Genomic DNA, 16,578 nt, shown 5'->3' with positions numbered 1-16,578 from the left:
GCGGCCATGGTGCGCGCGGGCCGTCCCCCTGTCCGTACCGCCGCCGGCGCGGTCCGGGCGCCGGCGGCGGTACGGGCTCAGTCGAACCTCGGCTCCTCCGTCCGGGTGCGCTTCAGCTCGAAGAAGCCCGGGGTGGAGGCCACCAGCAGGGTGCCGTCCCACAGCCGGGCGGCCGCCTCGCCCTTCGGGGCGGGGGTGACGACCGGCCCGAAGAACGCGACCCGCTCCCCGTCCGCGCCCGGTACGGCGATCACCGGGGTGCCGACCTCCTGGCCGACCAGGCCGATGCCCTCCTCGTGCGAGGCGCGCAGCCGCTCGTCGTGGACGTCGGTGTCCGCCGCGTCCGCCAGGTCCGCCGGGAGGCCGACCTCCGTCAGGGCCTCCACGAGCGTCTCGCGGTCCCGGGGGCGGCCCTGGAGGTGGAAACGGGTGCCCAGGGCGGTGTAGAGCGGGCCGAGCACCTCGGCGCCGTGCTTCTGCTCCGCGGCGATCAGCACCCGCACCGGACCCCAGGCGCTCCTCAGCAGCTCGACGTAGCCCTCGGGCAGTTCGTCCAGCCGGTTCTCGTTGAGCACGGCCAGGCTCATCACATGCCAGCGCACCTCGACCGGGCGGACCTTCTCCACCTCCAGCATCCAGCGGGAGGTCAGCCAGGCCCACGGGCACACGGGATCGAACCAGAAGTCGGCCGGGGTCGTGCTCGTGCTCTCGGCTGTCCGGGACATGTGCGTCTCCTCGTCTGTCCGGGATCTGTCCGGGATCTGCCCGGGGTCGTCAGGGATCCGTGCCGGTGGCGTACCGGGTCCGTGCCCGACCTGCGAGCAAAGCCCGGCGGCGGCTGCCGCCGGGGCGGTCACGCCAGAGCAGAACACCGGACGGCGGCCGGTGATTCCCGGCCACGGCGGGGGCGGCGCGGCGATGCGGCACCGCGTGGGATCCTGAGCCTTCCGAACCACCCGCTGTATCGACATGCGAGACGAGGGAGTCACGCCGTGCCCGGTGAGAACCTGACCCGTGACGAGGCCCGGGAGCGTGCCCGGCTGCTGACCGTGGACGGGTACGACGTCGCACTCGACCTGCGCTCCGCGGTCGGCCCCCACTCCGGGGCCGGGCCCCGCACCTTCCGTTCCACCACCACGGTCCGCTTCCGCTGCGCCGAGCCGGGCGCCTCGACCTTCGCCGACCTGATCGCGCCGGACGTCTCCTCCGTGACGCTCAACGGCCGGGAGCTGCACGTGGCGAAGGTGTTCGACGGCTCGCGCATCGCGCTCGACTCGCTGGCCGCCGAGAACACCCTGATCGTGGACGCCTGGTGCGCGTACAGCCGCACCGGCGAGGGGCTGCACCACTTCGTCGACCCGGAGGACGGCGAGACCTACCTCTACACCCAGTACGAGCCCGCCGACGCCCGCCGGGTCTTCGCGAACTTCGAACAGCCCGACCTCAAGGCGCCCTTCACCTTCACCGTCACCGCCCCCGCCGGCTGGACGGTGCTGAGCAACAGCGCTCCCGAGGACGGGCCGCGGCCGGTCGGCGAGGGAGCGGCCCTGTGGCGGTTCGCGCCCACGAAGCCGATCTCCACGTACATCACGGCGGTCGTCGCCGGCCCGTACCACCATGTCACCGACGTCTACCGGCGCGTCCTGGCGGACGGTACCGAGCTGGTGGTCCCGCTCGGGGCGCTGTGCCGCCGGGGGCTGGCCCGGCACTTCGACGCCGGGGAGATCTTCACCGTCACCAAGCAGGGCCTGGACTTCTTCCACGACCACTTCGACTACCCGTACCCGTTCGGCAAGTACGACCAGGCGTTCGTGCCCGAGTACAACCTGGGGGCGATGGAGAACCCGGGGTGCGTGACCTTCCGCGAGGAGTTCGTCTTCCGCGGCAAGGTGACCGACGCCGCCTACGAGGGCCGCGCCAACGTCGTCCTGCACGAGATGGCGCACATGTGGTTCGGCGACCTGGTCACCATGGAGTGGTGGGACGACCTGTGGCTGAAGGAGTCCTTCGCGGACTTCATGGGCGCCCTGTCACTGGCGGAGGCCACCCGGTTCACCGACGGCTGGGTCACCTTCGCCAACCGCCGCAAGTCCTGGGCGTACCGCGCCGACCAGCTGCCCTCCACCCACCCGGTCACCGCGGACATCCAGGACCTGGAGGACGCCAAACTCAACTTCGACGGCATCACCTACGCCAAGGGCGCCTCGGTCCTCAAGCAGCTCGTCGCCTACGCCGGGCGCGACGCGTTCATGGAGGGCGCGCGCCGCTACTTCAAGCGCCACGCCTGGGGCAACACCCGGCTGGCGGACCTGCTGTCGGTGCTGGAGGAGACCTCCGGCCGGGACATGGCGGCCTGGTCGCGGGCCTGGCTCCAGACCGCCGGCGTCAACTCCCTGACCCCGCACGCCGTCTGCGACACCGCGGGCCGGATCACCGAGCTGGCGATCACCCAGGAGGCGCCCGAGGAGCACCCGGTGCTGCGTCCGCACCGGGTGGCGGTCGGCCTGTACCGGCGGCAGGGCGCGGGCGGGGCGCTGGAGCGCTACGCCCGCGCGGAGGTGGACGTCACCGGGGCGCGAACGGTCGTGGCGGAGCTGGCCGGGGCCGAGCGGCCGGAGCTGATCGTCGTCAACGACGAGGACCTGACGTACTGCAAGGTCCGCTTCGACGCGGCCTCCCTGGCCACCCTCCGCGACCACCTGGACTCGATCACCGAGCCGCTGACCCGCGCGCTGTGCTGGTCGGCGCTGTGGAACCTCACCCGTGACGCGCTGATGCCCGCGCACGACTTCCTGGGCCTGGTGCTGCGCTTCGCGGGCGAGGAGAGCGACATCGGCGTGGTGCAGATGCTGCACGCCTGGGCGCGCACCGCTCTGGTGCACTACGTGGCGCCCGCCGCGCGCGAGGAGAGCGCCCGGGAGCTCACCCAGGGCGCGCTGCGGCATCTGCGGCAGGCCGCCCCCGGCAGCGACCACCAGCTGGCCTGGGCGCGGTTCTTCGCCTCCCTCGCGCACGACGAGCACGACCTCCAGCTGCTCGACCGGCTGCTGGCGGGGACCGGCCGGATCGACGGGCTGGAGATCGACCAGGAGCTGCGCTGGACCTTCCTGGAGCCGCTGGCCGCCCACGGCACGGCCGACGAGGCGCGGCTGGCGGCCGAGCTGGCGCGCGACGACACCGCCTCGGGCCGGCGCCACCAGGTGCGCTGCCTGGCCGCACGGCCCTCGGCCGGGGTCAAGGAGCGGGCCTGGGCGGACGTGGTGGACTCCGACCGGCTCTCCAACGCGCTGGTGGAGGCGACCATCTCCGGCTTCGACCAGCCGGGGCAGCGGGAGCTGCTGGCGCCGTACGCGCCGCGCTACTTCGAGGCGCTGGAGCGGGTCTGGGCCGAGCGGTCCATCGAGATCGGCATGGCGGTCGTCCGCGGCCTGTACCCCGCGCTCCAGGACGCCCGGGCGGTGGTGGAACTGACCGACGCCTGGCTGGCGGAGCACCCGGACGCCGCCCCGGCGCTGCGGCGGCTGGTGCTGGAGGCCCGCGACGACACCGCCCGGGCGCTGCGCGCCCAGGAGTGCGACGCGCGCGCCCGCCGCTGAGCGGAACGGCCCGTACCGCCGATGCGGCGGTACGGGCCGTTCCGGCTGCTCCGGCCGTTCCGGCCGTTTCGGCTGCCGCCGCAGAAGGAACGCGATTCCAATGAATGATCCGTCCTTCGCCGCTCCCCTGTGGGTGTGGGCCGCGCTGACCGTCGGCATCGCCATGATGCTCGCCGTCGACCTGCTCGCCCACCGCGACAACCATGTGATCGGCCTCCGCGAGGCCACGATCTGGAGCGCGGTGTGGATCGCCGTGGGCCTGGGCTTCGGCCTGGTGCTGTGGGCCTGGCAGGGCAGCGATGCGGCCGGCACCTACTACGCGGGCTACCTGATCGAGAAGGCGCTGTCGGTCGACAACATCTTCGTCTTCGCGCTGGTCTTCTCGTTCTTCGCCGTCCCCGACGCCTACCAGCACAAGGTCCTCTTCTGGGGCGTGATCGGCGCGCTCGCCGCCCGTCTGGCGTTCATCTTCACCGGGGCCCGACTGCTCGAGACCTTCTTCTGGACCGCCTACCTCTTCGGCGCGTTCCTGATCTGGACCGGCTGGAAGATGGCCTTCTCGCACAACGAGGAGGTCGACCCCGACCGCAACCCGGTGGTGCGCCTGGTCCGCAAGGTCGTCCCGACCGACCCCCGGTACCACGGCAGCCGGTTCCTCGTCCGGCTCGACGGCCGCCGGAAGGTCACCCTGCTGTTCGTCGCCCTCATCGCGATCGAGGCCACCGACCTGGTCTTCGCCATCGACTCCGTCGCGGCCGTCCTGGCCATCACCACCAACACCTTCCTGGTGTGGACGGCCAACGCCTTCGCCATCCTCGGCCTGCGCAGCCTGTACTTCTGTCTGGCCGGGCTGCTGCGGCGCTTCGTCCACCTCCACTACGGCCTGGCGTTCCTGCTCGCCTTCGCCGGCGCCAAGATGATCCTGTCCGAGACCCCCGTGGGCAAGCTGCCCATCCCCCTCACCCTCGGGGTCATCACCGCCACCATCACCGTCTCCGTCGTCTGGTCCCTGTTCTCCACCCGCTCCCGGAACGGGGACAGCGGCGAGGACAGCGGGGCCGGCGCATCGGGCGACGGGCCCGGGCCGGGCCGCGCCGCGCCGGACTGACCGCCGGGGCGGAGCGGAACGGCCGAGGGGGTGGCGCCCGGGCGCCACCCCCTCTCTCCGTGTGCGCCGTACGCGCTCCGGCTCCTCCCGTTCCCGGCGTCAGACCGCCGCGGCGGCGTCCGCCGCCTGCGCCTTCAGGGCCCGCTCGATCCCGGCGCGGGACTCGACCACCAGCCGGCGCAGGGCGGCGCTGGGCCGGGCCGTCGCCAGCCAGGCGTCCGTGGCCCGCAGGGTCTCCTCGGAGACCTGGAGGGACGGGTAGAGCCCGACCGCGATCTGCTGCGCCATCTCGTGGCTGCGCGACTCCCACACGTCCTTGAGCGCGTCGAAGTACTTCGCGGTGTAGGGGGCGAGCAGTTCGCGCTGGTCGGTCTGGACGAAGCCGGAGATGACCGCCTCCTGCATGGCGTTGGGCAGCTTGTCCGACTCCACCACCTCGGCCCAGGCCTCCGCCTTGGCCTCCTCGGTGGGCCGGGCCGCCCGGGCGGCGGCCGCGTGCCGCTCGCCGGCCGAGGTCCGGTCGCGCGCCAGCTCGGCCTCGACGGCCGCCTCGTCGGCGCGCCCGGTGGCCGCCAGGCGGTGCAGCAGCGCCCAGCGCAGCTCGGTGTCCACGGTCAGGCCCTCGATCTCCTCGCTGCCGCCCAGCAGCCCGGCGAGCAGGTAGAGCTGCTCCTCGGTGCGGGCGGTCGCGGTCAGGGCCCGCGCCCAGGCGAGCTGGTGGTCGCTGCCGGGCTCGGCGGCGAGCAGCCGCTCCAGGGCCGCGTCGGACCAGCGCAGCAGCCCCGTCTCACGCCAGCCGGGGGCCGCGTACAGGTCCAGGGCGAGCTTGACCTGCCGCTGGAGGGACTGCACGACCCCGATGTCGGACTCCTTGTCGATGCCGGAGAGCACCAGCTCCAGGTAGTCGCGGGTGGCCAGCTCGCCGTCCCGGGTCATGTCCCAGGCCGAGGCCCAGCACAGGGCGCGCGGCAGCGACTCGGCGAAGTCGCCCAGGTGCCGGGTGACGGTGGCCAGCGACTCGGGGTCGAGCCGGACCTTGGCGTACGACAGGTCGTCGTCGTTGAGCAGGAGCACGGCCGGGCGGCGGGTGCCGGCCAGCTCGGGCACCTCGGTCAGCTCGCCGTCCACGTCCAGCTCGACGCGGCCGGTGCGCACCAGCTTCCCGTCCGCCAGGTCGTAGGAGCCCACCGCGATGCGGTGCGGGCGCAGCAGCGGCTCGCCCTGGGCGCCCTCGGGCAGGGCCGGGGCCTCCTGGCGCACCGCGAAGGAGGTGATCGTCCCGTCCTCGCCGACGGTGATCTCGGGGCGCAGGATGTTGATGCCCGCGGTCTCCAGCCAGGCCCGCGACCAGGTCTTCAGATCCCGCCCGGAGGTCTCCTCCAGCGCGGTGAGCAGGTCGGTCAGCCGGGTGTTGCCCCAGGCGTGGCGCTTGAAGTACGTCCGCACGCCGCTGAAGAAGGCCTCCTCGCCGACGTAGGCGACGAGCTGCTTGAGGACGGAGGCGCCCTTGGCGTAGGTGATGCCGTCGAAGTTGACCAGGACGTCGTCCAGATCCCGGATCTCGGCCATGATCGGGTGGGTGGAGGGCAGCTGGTCCTGGCGGTAGGCCCAGGTCTTCATGGAGTTGGCGAAGGTGGTCCACGCGTGCGGCCAGCGGCTGCCGGGGGCGGCGGCCTGGCAGGCGATGGAGGTGTAGGTGGCGAACGACTCGTTCAGCCACAGGTCGTTCCACCACTCCATGGTGACCAGGTCGCCGAACCACATGTGGGCCAGCTCGTGGAGGATGGTCTCGGCGCGCACCTCGTAGGCGGCGTCCGTCACCTTGGAGCGGAAGACGTACTGGTCGCGGATGGTGACCGCGCCGGCGTTCTCCATCGCGCCCGCGTTGAACTCGGGGACGAAGAGCTGGTCGTACTTGGCGAAGGGGTAGGGGAGGCCGAACTTCTCCTCGAACCAGTCGAAGCCCTGCCGGGTGACCTCGAAGATCGCGTCCGAGTCGAGGTGCTCGGCCAGCGACGGGCGGCAGTAGACGCCCAGCGGCACGCTGCGTCCCTTGCCGTCCTCCCAGCTGCTGTGCACCGAGTGGTACGGGCCGGCGATCAGCGCGGTGATGTAGGAGGAGATGCGCGGCGTCGGCTCGAAGCGCCAGACGTTGTCGCGCGGCTCGGGGGTGGGCGAGTTGGAGACCACCGTCCAGCCCTCGGGGGCGGTGACGGTGAAGGTGAAGGACGCCTTGAGGTCGGGCTGCTCGAAGCTGGCGAAGACCCGGCGGGCGTCGGGCACCTCGAACTGGGTGTAGAGGTACGCCTGCTGGTCGACGGGGTCGACGAAGCGGTGCAGTCCCTCACCGGTGTTGGTGTACGCGCAGTCGGCGACGACCCGCAGTTCGTTGCGGCCCTCGACCAGGCCGGGCAGGGCGATGCGGGAGTCGGCGAACACCTCGGCGGGGTCCAGGGACACACCGTTGAGGACGATCTCGTGCACGGTGGGGGCCACCAGGTCGATGAAGCTCTCCCCCGTCTCCCGGGCGTCGAACCGCACCGTGGTGACCGAGCGGAAGGTACCTCCGTCCTGGGCGCCGGAGAGGTCCAGCTCGATCTCGTAGGCGTCCACCTCGAGCAGACGGGCCCGCTCCCGCGCCTCTTCACGCGTGAGGTTCGTACCAGGCACCTGCGTCATCTCCTTCTCTCGGACCGTGTGTCCGGCCATCCTCGCACGCCGACCCTCGCGGGCACGGTGGCCTTTTTCCGCCGGTGACCGGGATGGACGACGGCCACAGTGGACGCATGACGACGAGCGGTTCCCCTCCCCGCGCCGCACGCAGGCGCCCCCTTCCCATCGCTCCGGACGTGCTGGAGACACTGCGCGCAGGTGACGACGCCGGGCGTCCGGCCCTCCCGTTCACCGACGAGGAGGGCGGCGCCCCGCTGCGCTGCTGCCTGCGGCCGTCCCTGCGCGGCGAGCGGATCGCCCTGGTGGCGTACGCACCGCTGCGGCGGTGGGCGGCCCGGACGGGCGCCGCCCCGGGGGCGTACGACGAGCAGGGGCCGGTGTTCGTCCACGCCTCGGCGTGCGGTGGGCCGGACCCGGACGAGGTGGGCCGTCACCCGTTCGCGGAGCCGGGGCTGCGGCGTGTCCTGCGCCGCTACGACGCCCGCGGACACATCGTCGGCGGACGGCTCGTCGAACTGCCGGACGCGCCGCCGCCGGTCCCCGGCGACGTTCTCGACTCCGCGCTGGAGGAGTCGTTCACCGACCCGCGGGTGGTACTGGTCCACGTCCGGGCGGTGGAGTACGGCTGCTTCCTCTACGAGGTGCGCGGGTCCTGAGGGGCACGGCGGTCCGTGGCGGCCCGCCGGCCGGAGCGTCGTCAACTCGGGGTTGACGGCAGCCTGTCGTCAACCTACGGTTGACGCATGACGAATCCCGGAAACCCCGCACCCCTGACCGCGTCCATCCGCCTCGACGACCTGATCCACGGCATCAAGAAGACCCACGAGGACGTCCTGGACCAGCTCTCCACCGCCGTCCTCACCGCCGAGCACCTCGGCGAGGTGGCCGACCACCTGATCGGCCACTTCGTGGACCAGGCCCGGCGCTCGGGCGCCTCCTGGACCGACATCGGGCGGAGCATGGGCATCACCAAGCAGGCCGCCCAGAAGCGCTTCGTCCCCAAGACCCCCGGCACCTCGGACCTCGACCCCGCCCAGGGCTTCGGCCGCTTCACCCCGCGCGCCAGGAACACGGTGGTGGCGGCCCAGAACGAGGCCACCGCGGCGGGCCACCCCGAGATCACCCCGCCGCACCTGGCCCTGGGCCTGCTGAGCGAGCCGGAGGGGCTCGCCGCGAAGGCGATCACCGCGCAGGGCGTGACGCTGGAGGCCGTCCGGCAGGCCCTCACCGACGCCCTGCCGCCCGCCTCGGACGAGGCGGGGAAGACCGACCTCATCCCGTTCGACACCGGGAGCAAGAAGGCCCTGGAACTCACCTTCCGCGAGGCGCTGCGCCTGGGCCACAACTACATCGGCACCGAACACCTGCTGCTCGCCCTGCTGGAGCAGGAGGACGGGCAGGGGCCGCTCAGCGGCCTGGGCCTCACGAAGGAGGCCGCCGAGGCGTACGTCGCCGAGGCGCTGGCCGTCATCCGCGCCGACCTCGGACGGGGGTGACCGTGCGGACCGGCGCCCATCCCGGTCGACGCCCCGGTCACGACCACGGGTTCCCGACTTTCAGATGCCCTTGTCATCGACGTGGCCCTGCCACACTCGGATGACTTTGTCAACCCACTCGGGGGCTCTGTCGTCACGGCGGCGCTAGGATCTCCGGCATGCCCAGCCGCGCCGAATCCGCCGCCGCCACCCGCCGCGCCCTGCTCGACGCCGCAGCCGGCCTGCTCGACCGCGGCGGCCTCGAAGCGGTGACCCTGCGCGCGGTCGGAGCGCAGGCCGGAGTGAGCCGTGGAGCGCCCTACCGCCACTTCCCCGACAAGGAGAGCCTGCTGATCGCGGTCGGCACGCGGGCGTGGGACCGGCTCGGGGACCAGCTGCAGGCCCTGCGCGCGAATCCCGGCTTGTCGGCCGCCGAGAAACTGCGCGGCGGGATCATCACGCTCATCGGCATCAGCCGCTCCCAGCCGCACCTCCACAAGCTGATGTTCAGCAATCCGCCCGGTGACCCCACGGCACTGGCCCGCGCGGCCGAGCGCAGTCAGACCGAGTTTCTCGCGATCGTCGCCGACCTGGTCGGCGAGCGGGATGCCCGTCGGTACGGCGCCCTGCTCATCAGCACCGCGAACGGAATCGCCGGCATGGAGGTGAGCGGCCAGTTGCCCGACGAGAAATGGGGCGAGGTCTCCGCCGAAGAGCTCATCGACACGCTCGTCGGCATGATCGCCGGCGAGGGCCAGCGCGCATAACGGGGACTTCCCGCTCACCCTCTTCGACATCACCCGGGGCGCCACCGTCGAGTCGCGCTGCCCGTGGACGCGTCCCCGACGCCGGCCGGATCAGCGGCGAAGGGCTGCACGACACCATGGGCGTCCAGCATGCCCCGCGCTGGTCGTCCCCGTCGCGAGCCGGACCGCCTTCGCCGCGGCGGCCGGGGAGGCGCGGCTCCGGCAGCCGGACGAACGGACAGGCGCACCGCGCGGTCCCGCCGCTCTGGCGAGCGGTGGAACCGCACGTCCGTGTTCCGCGGCGGCCGGGCGAACGTGCGGTGAGCGGCAGGTGACGGTCCCGGGGTGCGGTGATCCATGCGGCGCGATCGGTGCCGGGCGTTCCCGTGGCGTTGGAACGCGGGTCACCGGCGGTGCCGACGATCCCCGTGGGCGGGGGAACACCCCGTTCCGCGTCCGCATCCGGGGAGACGTCCATGCCCAGCAGCCGTCCTGAACCCACCGCCTCCGACCCCGCCGCCACCGGCCGCCGTACGCTCGCCCGCCGCACGCTGCTCACCGCCGCCGGGGTCGCCGGGGCGGCCGGGGCCACCACCGGGCTGGGCGCCGTCCTCCACGCGGACGGTGAACCGGCCGGTGCCGCCACCCCGGCCGCCCCGAGCACACCCTCCGCCGCCGCACCCACCGCGCCCGCACCGGCCGGGCCCTCCCCCGCCGGGACCACGCTGGAGAGCGTCGCCGCGCCGCGCGGCACCACCGGCTACCGGCGGCTGGGCGCGGGACCCGGCTGGCCCCGCGTGGTGCGGGAGGAGCTGGCCCCCGCCGGGCGGCGGCGCGAGGAGAAGCGCACGGTCCTGCTCTCCTTCGTCCACCTCACCGACGCCCACCTCATCGACGTGCAGCATCCGGTGCGCTTCGAGTACCTGCGCGCCACCGAGCCCCGCGCCTGGCGTCCGCAGGAGGCGCTCACCGTCCACGGCCTGGTGTCGATGGTCGAGCGGATCAACGCGCTGCGCGGCGGCCCGGCCACCGGCGCGCCCCTGGACTTCGCGATGACCACCGGCGACAACACGGACAACAACTGCCGCGCCGAGGTGGAGTGGTTCCTCACCGCGATGAGCGGCGGCCGCATCACCCCCAACACCGGTGACCCGGGCGGCTACGAGGGCGTGCAGGACTCCGGGCTGCCGCTGTACTGGCAGCCGGAGAAGCCGCTGGACGGCATCGACCGGCGGCACGGCCTGCCGCACCTGCCCGGCTTCCTCGACGCCGCCACCGGGCGGCTGACCAGCCCCGGGCTGGGCATCCCCTGGTACTCCACCGTCGGCAACCACGACAACCTCGTCGGCGGCCACTACGCGGTGGACCCGTACTTCGCCGAACTGGCCGTGGGCGACCGCAAGCTGTACGAGCTGCCGGCGGCCGAGGCCGCCGCGATGCGCGCGTCGATCAGCGCCGGGACCGACACCCGGGGCTCGGCCCTGCGGCGGCTGCTGCGCGGGCACGCCCGCCGGATGCGCACCGTCACCCCCGACCCGGCCCGCGTCCCCCTGACCAACCGCCAGTACGCCGAGGCGCACCTGGACCCGGCGTACACCGGCCCGGGGCCCGCCGGGCACGGCTACACCGCCGAGTCCGTGGCCGAGGGGCGGCTGTACTACTCGTTCCGCGCCCCGGGGAACGCCTCGGGAAGCGCGGCGGGAAACGTCGTGGGGATCAGTCTGGACACCACCAACCCGGACGGCGACCACCGGGGCCACCTCGCCGCCCCGCAGCTGCGCTGGCTGGACCGCGAGCTGACCCGCCACCGCGACGACCACGTGCTGGTCTTCAGCCACCACCCCAGCACCTCCACGCCGGTGGGCGGCGACGCGCTGCTGGCCGTACTGGAGCGGCACCCGAACGTGGTGGCCTGGCTCAACGGGCACAGCCACCGCAACCGGATCAGGCCGCGCGGGCACTTCTGGGAGATCACCACCGCCTCGCACGTGGACCATCCGCAGCTCGCCCGCGTCGTCGAGCTGGCGGACAACGGGGACGGGACGCTGTCGCTGTTCACCACCTGCGTGGAGTCGGCCGCCCCGTACGCCGCCGAGCCCGGCGACCTCTCCCCCGCCGCGCTGGCCTCCCGCTACCGGGAGCTGGCCTTCAACGCCCCCGGCCGCCTCGACATCCTGGCCGGGGAGCCGGGCGACCGCAACACCGAGCTGCTGCTTCGGCGGCGGCACCGGCACGCCGGCCGGTGACCGGGGTCACCGGCCGGAGCCGGCCTTCTCGTCCGTCTCCCCCGCCTCGTCTGTCTCCTCCGTCCCGTCCGCTCCGTCCGCCCCGCTCCCCCGGCCGCGCGCCCGGTCGAGCCGGGCGATCACCGGCCCGGCCGTGACACCGTGCAGCACGACCGAGGCCAGCACGGTGAACGTCACCACCGCCCACAGCTCCCGCTCCGGCACCGGGAAGTCCGTCTCCCCCAGCCCGTAGGCCAGGTAATACAGCGAGCCGATCCCCCGGATGCCGTAGGCGGCGACCACCCCGCGCTCCCGGCGCCCCGGGGAGGCGCCCAGCAGTCCGGCCCAGCCCGCCGCCGGGCGGACCACCAGCAGCACCAGCAGCGCCACGGCGGCGCCCCACCACGTCAGAGGGGCCAGACCGCCCAGCGCCACGAAGGCGCCCAGCAGGAACAGCAGCCCCGCGGTGAGCAGGCGCTCGACCTGCTCCACGAAGTCGTGCAGGACGTTGTGGTAGCCGTGGGCGCGCTCGGCGGCCCGGATGGCGCAGGCGGTGGTGAACACGGCGAGGAAGCCGTAGCCGCCGGCCAGTTCGGTCAGGCCGTACGACAGGAAGGTGGCGCCCAGCGCGACGAAGCCCTCCCGGTGCCGGGACAGCCGCAGCAGCCGCGAGGGGGCCCGGAAGAACAGCCAGCCCAGCAGCCGGCCGACCAGCAGCCCGCCGAGCACCCCGACCACGCACTTGTAGAGCACGTCCTCCAGCACCCACGAACCGACCCAGTCGGCCGACCAGCCGCTGCCCGCGGCGACGGCCAGCGCGACGGCGGCGTAGGTCAGGGGGAAGGCGAGCCCGTCGTTCAGGCCCGCCTCGCTGGTCAGGGCGAACCGCACCTCGTCCTCGCCGTGCTCCTCCCCGGTCGGCTCGCCCACCTGCACCTCCGAGGCGAGCACCGGATCGGTGGGGGCCAGCACCGCGGCCAGCAGCAGCGCGGCGGCCGGCGGCCAGTCCAGCAGCCACCACGCCACACCGGCGGTGGCCACCACGGTCAGCGGCATCGTGATGCCCAGCAGCCGCCAGGTGGTGGCCCAGCGGCGCAGGCCGACGGGCCGGTCGAGGGCCAGCCCGGCTCCCATCAGCGAGATGATCACGCAGATCTCGGTGACGTGCTCGACGAGCAGCCGGTCGTCCACCGGATCGACGGCGGGCAGCGGCAGGGGCAGGAGGTACACGCCGATGCCGCACAGCAGGAACACCAGGGGCAGCGACAGCGGCCGCCGGCCGGCCACCAGCCGGGGCAGCACCGCCGCGAGCAGCGCCCCGGCCCCCAGCCATGTGTACACGCCGTCGCCGATCGTCACCGTACGGTTCCGCCTTCCCGTCCCCGCGCCGCCGTCCGGCGCCGCAGCGCCCTGGTACCCGCGAACGGGCAGGTCATGGGGGTGAGGTACGGCACGGCGGCCGCCGGAGGCGCGCCGGGACGCGGACCGTCACGGGTTCTCCGCACGGGCGAGGTACCGGCGGAGCGCGCCGCCCGCGGCGGCCCGCAGCGGCCGGGGGCGGCGGCCGACGCCCAGGGCGGCCCGTACCGCCTCGTCCAGCAGGCACTCGGCGAGCACCGGCCCCAGCGGGGCGACCGGCGCGGGCAGCCGCTCCGCGAACACCTGCCGCGCCGCGCGCCACAGGGCGCGTCCCTCGGGCGTGGGGCGCAGGCGGCGCGCCTCGTAGGCGTCGGTGAAGGCGGCGAGCGCTCCGAAGTCCGGGGGCAGGCCGGTCAGCCCCATGCGGCGGCCGAGTTCGGCGTAGAACGCGTACGCCGCGTCCCGTTCGGCGGCGGTGGCGGGCCGGGGACCGTACCGGGCCATGAAGCGCAGGGGGTGGACGCAGAACAGGCCGAGGACGTACGCGTACGCCCCGTCGTCCGCCGGCAGGCCGCGGTGGACGGCGCGCAGGTGCCGTACGGTCTCCCGCGCCGCCGCGGTGCCGAAGCCCTCCTCCAGCAGGCGGAAGAGGTGCGCGCCGGTGGCCTTGGCCCGGGCGGTCGGCCGCCGGGTGATCCCGCCGCTGCCGGCCAGCACCCGGGCGATCCCGGGGACGGCGAAGCAGCGGTAGAACGCCAGGTTGAGGCCGGTCTTCAGGGTCTTCGGGCAGGTGCGGGCCAGGGCCCGGTAGGCGGCCCAGGTGTGTTCGCCGCCCGGCTGCGGCCGGGGGTCGGCGGCGATCGGTTCGGACACGGTGGTCTGCGCTTCGGTCGGGGTCGGTGGGGATTCGGCGGAGGTGGTCCGGGGCGACCGGGGCCGGCCGGCGCTCAGCGCGCCCGCCGGACGGCCTCCAGGACCGCCGGGTGCCGCAGGTGCCGGGCGATGCGCACCAGGTGCGCGCGTTCCGCCCGGGCGTCGAGGTCCGTCGCCAGCCGGCCCGGACCCTCCGGGACGGGCCGGGGGCCGGGGGCCTGCCCCGCCCTGACCCGCCGGAGCGCGCCGAGGAAGGTGGCGGCGTCCTGCGCGGCCCTGAGGTCGTCGCCGGCCAGCCGGTGCCGTTCCGCGCTGCCGGTGACCTCCCGGGCGGGCCCGGGGACGGCGTAGGGCTGGAGCGCCCGCTGCGCGTCGGTTATCTCGATGATGCGCCGGGCCAGCAGGTAGTCGACGCCGCTCAGCGCCAGGCGCCCGAAGACCAGGTCCACCGGCACCAGGGAGCGGCTCGGTGTCCGCTCCTGCATCGCCGCGTTCCACAGCGGGGCCAGGTGCAGGTAGTCCCGGCGGGCCGAGTGCCACTTGCGGACGAGCGGGTAGAGGAAGCCCAGGGAGATCAGGGCGGCGCCGAGGGCGGACGTCGCCGGGCCGACGACGTTGCTGAGCACGTCCACCCGGTAGGCGTCCAGCACGATCCCGGTGATCGCGATCGTCTTGCACACGCCGTAGGTGCTGCAGGTGAGCACCCCGGCCAGGACCAGCCGCAGGCTGCGGCGCAGGGTGCGCTCGTCCGGCCGGACGCGGCGCAGGTGCCGCCGGCAGATCGCGGCGATGTGCAGGCACGCGTAGAACCAGCCGGCCTGGTAGAGCATGAGGAAGGCGAAGATCACCGGCTGGTCGGCGTACTCGACGTCGAAGGTGAGGGGCACCGCCGGTCCCGCCGGGGCGCCCCAGGCGAACAGCGCGGCGAGGACCGCGATCAGGGCGAGGTACGCCGCGATGTGGCGGCGGGCCGCGGACCGGGTGCCGCCGCCGTCCGGGCGTTCCACGGGCGCCCACCTCAGGGCCATGCCCTGGGCCAGTCCGCCGTAGAGGGTGACGAACCCGTAGACGAAGAGGGTGGCGAGGTTGGGGACCCCGGTGGCCTCCCCCACCGCGCGGTAGACGAGGGGGGAGCCGAAGAGGAAGGCGGTGGCGCCGGCCAGCAGGCTCACGGTGGAGACGGTGGCGACGGGCGCCGCGGCCCCGCCCCGCGACCGCACGAGCCGCAGCAGGAAGATCAGGTAGGCGAAGCCGCTCACCGTGAGGTAGGCGGCGTTGTACACGTCCTCGGACACCGCCTCAGACACCGGTGCCCCCGATCTCGAAGGACGCGGTCAGGGCCTTGTTGCGCTGTGGGGACATGTCCAGGCACTGGAGGAGGACGGTGCCCATGATCTCGGCCTCCAGCTCGGCGTCCTCGTCGTACTCGTCACGGCCCAGGACCAGGCGCACGATGTCCGGGTCCATGACGCCGAACAGGGCTCTGGACACCTCGTCGTCGATCTTCCGGTGGTCGGCCGGTTCGTGGCCCAGGTGCAGGTGCATGAGCTCGTGGCAGACGACCTGGTGCTGGAGGAGCGGGCTGGCGTGGGCGTCGACGTAGATGTAGTCGGTGTCCTCGGACTGGGCGCAGTAGCCGGAGACCCGCAGTTGCAGGGGTTCGACGATCAGTCTGATGGGGCGGCCGCGGCGGGCCGAGACGGCCTGGATCGCGTCCTGGAGCGAGGGGTCGGGGGGCAGGCCGAGTTCTCCGCGGACCCGGCGGGCCCAGCGCCGGCGCATCCACCATAACGAGAAGGCGCCCATGTCACCGCCTTCCGGGATGTGCCACTCGCACAGGACAGGCCGGTGGGGGCGGATGTCCGTCCCCGTCACGCGCTGTCCCCGGAAGCGGCCTCGTATCTGTCGACGAGCCGGCCGACCACCCGGCTGACCCGCTTGTCGGCCATGGCCCTGAGCAGGCGCAGATTCTCCGTCGCTTTGACGACATAGGGATCGTCATCTTCCTGGACAAGGAACTCCTTCGTGAGACCGAAGCAGGCCGCCACGGCGCTCAGCGGTGAGGCACTGAAGTAGCCGACGTTCACCCCGAAGAACTCGGCGAGCTGCTGGGCGAGCACGATGGACGGGTTGTTCGCCCCCTTGCGGAGGTTGGCGATGTGCTGCCGGTTGGTGCCGATCCCCCTGGCCACCTCGGCCTGGGTGTAGGGCTTGCCCGTCACGGGGGAGAGCCGGGTGCGCAGGAGGCATTCCAGGCGGCGGCCGAAGAGCCGGTCCTTGTCGATCTCGGGATCCACCTCGTCGTCCGGCAGGGTGCCCTCGCGCAGCGCCCGGACGTACTCGGCGTCCACCCCGCAGCGGTCGGCGACCTCGGCACTGGTCCAGGGGCGCTGGAGGTGGGCCGGCTGGACGGCGGCGAACAGGAGGCCGAGCCGCGCCGCCACACGCTGCGACAGCTCCGAAGCGCCGGGCGCGTCCGCCATGCGGCAAGTCCCTTCCCGATCGTGCCCGGTCCCCGCGCCC

At 73.6% G+C, this 16,578-nt stretch carries 13 protein-coding genes; 6 read left to right on the top strand and 7 right to left on the bottom strand.

Going from position 1 to position 16,578, the window contains the following annotated elements; all coding sequences use genetic code 11:
* Window positions 1–77: 77 nt before the first annotated feature.
* Window positions 78–725, bottom strand: a complete 648-nt coding sequence (locus V1L54_RS01485; protein ID WP_330115947.1) for a mycothiol-dependent nitroreductase Rv2466c family protein — start codon at window positions 723–725, stop codon at window positions 78–80.
* A gap of 267 nt (window positions 726–992) precedes the next feature.
* Here V1L54_RS01485 and pepN (V1L54_RS01480) point away from each other — a divergent pair, with 267 nt between their 5' ends.
* Window positions 993–3,596 carry an aminopeptidase N gene (gene pepN, locus V1L54_RS01480; protein ID WP_330115946.1) on the top strand — a complete coding sequence of 868 codons (2,604 nt, stop codon included), beginning with the start codon at window positions 993–995 and terminating at the stop codon, window positions 3,594–3,596.
* Between the two features lie 100 nt (window positions 3,597–3,696).
* Window positions 3,697–4,704: a TerC family protein gene (locus tag V1L54_RS01475; RefSeq protein ID WP_330115945.1), complete on the top strand. Its 1,008-nt coding sequence runs from the start codon at window positions 3,697–3,699 to the stop codon at window positions 4,702–4,704.
* A gap of 99 nt (window positions 4,705–4,803) precedes the next feature.
* Here the strand turns inward: V1L54_RS01475 and pepN (V1L54_RS01470) are convergent, their stop codons facing one another.
* On the bottom strand, window positions 4,804–7,374 hold the full coding sequence (gene pepN, locus V1L54_RS01470) for an aminopeptidase N (protein ID WP_330115944.1): 2,571 nt from the start codon (window positions 7,372–7,374) through the stop codon (window positions 4,804–4,806).
* A 116-nt stretch (window positions 7,375–7,490) separates the two neighbouring features.
* On the opposite strand from pepN (V1L54_RS01470), the gene V1L54_RS01465 reads away from it, so the two are divergent.
* The 4 genes from V1L54_RS01465 to V1L54_RS01450 all read left to right on the top strand — a co-directional run bounded on the left by V1L54_RS01465 (window position 7,491) and on the right by V1L54_RS01450 (window position 11,844).
* Window positions 7,491–8,033, top strand: coding sequence for a DUF1203 domain-containing protein (locus V1L54_RS01465; RefSeq protein ID WP_330115943.1), 543 nt, complete (start codon window positions 7,491–7,493; stop codon window positions 8,031–8,033).
* An 87-nt stretch (window positions 8,034–8,120) separates the two neighbouring features.
* Complete coding sequence (locus V1L54_RS01460) at window positions 8,121–8,873, top strand: Clp protease N-terminal domain-containing protein (protein ID WP_330115942.1); 753 nt, start codon at window positions 8,121–8,123, stop codon at window positions 8,871–8,873.
* A 158-nt stretch (window positions 8,874–9,031) separates the two neighbouring features.
* Window positions 9,032–9,619 (top strand): TetR/AcrR family transcriptional regulator, encoded by a 588-nt coding sequence (locus V1L54_RS01455; protein WP_330115941.1) that lies wholly within the window; start codon window positions 9,032–9,034, stop codon window positions 9,617–9,619.
* A gap of 455 nt (window positions 9,620–10,074) precedes the next feature.
* Complete coding sequence (locus V1L54_RS01450) at window positions 10,075–11,844, top strand: TIGR03767 family metallophosphoesterase (protein ID WP_330115940.1); 1,770 nt, start codon at window positions 10,075–10,077, stop codon at window positions 11,842–11,844.
* Window positions 11,845–11,850: 6 nt separating this feature from the next.
* On the opposite strand, the gene V1L54_RS01445 is transcribed toward V1L54_RS01450, so the two are convergent.
* The 5 genes from V1L54_RS01445 to V1L54_RS01425 all read right to left on the bottom strand — a co-directional run bounded on the left by V1L54_RS01445 (window position 11,851) and on the right by V1L54_RS01425 (window position 16,538).
* Window positions 11,851–13,182 (bottom strand): cation:proton antiporter, encoded by a 1,332-nt coding sequence (locus V1L54_RS01445; RefSeq protein ID WP_330115939.1) that lies wholly within the window; start codon window positions 13,180–13,182, stop codon window positions 11,851–11,853.
* Window positions 13,183–13,311: 129 nt separating this feature from the next.
* Window positions 13,312–14,055, bottom strand: a complete 744-nt coding sequence (locus tag V1L54_RS01440) for an oxygenase MpaB family protein (RefSeq protein WP_330115938.1) — start codon at window positions 14,053–14,055, stop codon at window positions 13,312–13,314.
* Between the two features lie 74 nt (window positions 14,056–14,129).
* Window positions 14,130–15,350 (bottom strand): MAB_1171c family putative transporter, encoded by a 1,221-nt coding sequence (locus V1L54_RS01435; protein ID WP_330115937.1) that lies wholly within the window; start codon window positions 15,348–15,350, stop codon window positions 14,130–14,132.
* Between the two features lie 4 nt (window positions 15,351–15,354).
* Window positions 15,355–15,861, bottom strand: a complete 507-nt coding sequence (locus V1L54_RS01430; protein WP_330115936.1) for an ImmA/IrrE family metallo-endopeptidase — start codon at window positions 15,859–15,861, stop codon at window positions 15,355–15,357.
* 65 nt (window positions 15,862–15,926) lie between these two features.
* Window positions 15,927–16,538: a helix-turn-helix transcriptional regulator gene (locus tag V1L54_RS01425; protein ID WP_330115935.1), complete on the bottom strand. Its 612-nt coding sequence runs from the start codon at window positions 16,536–16,538 to the stop codon at window positions 15,927–15,929.
* Between the last annotated feature and the right edge of the window lie 40 nt (window positions 16,539–16,578).

The organism is Streptomyces rubellus (genome assembly GCF_036323805.1).
Lineage (GTDB): Bacteria > Actinomycetota > Actinomycetes > Streptomycetales > Streptomycetaceae > Streptomyces.
Note: the sequence above shows the minus strand (reverse complement) of the source record. Positions and strands in the feature narration are given on the sequence as shown.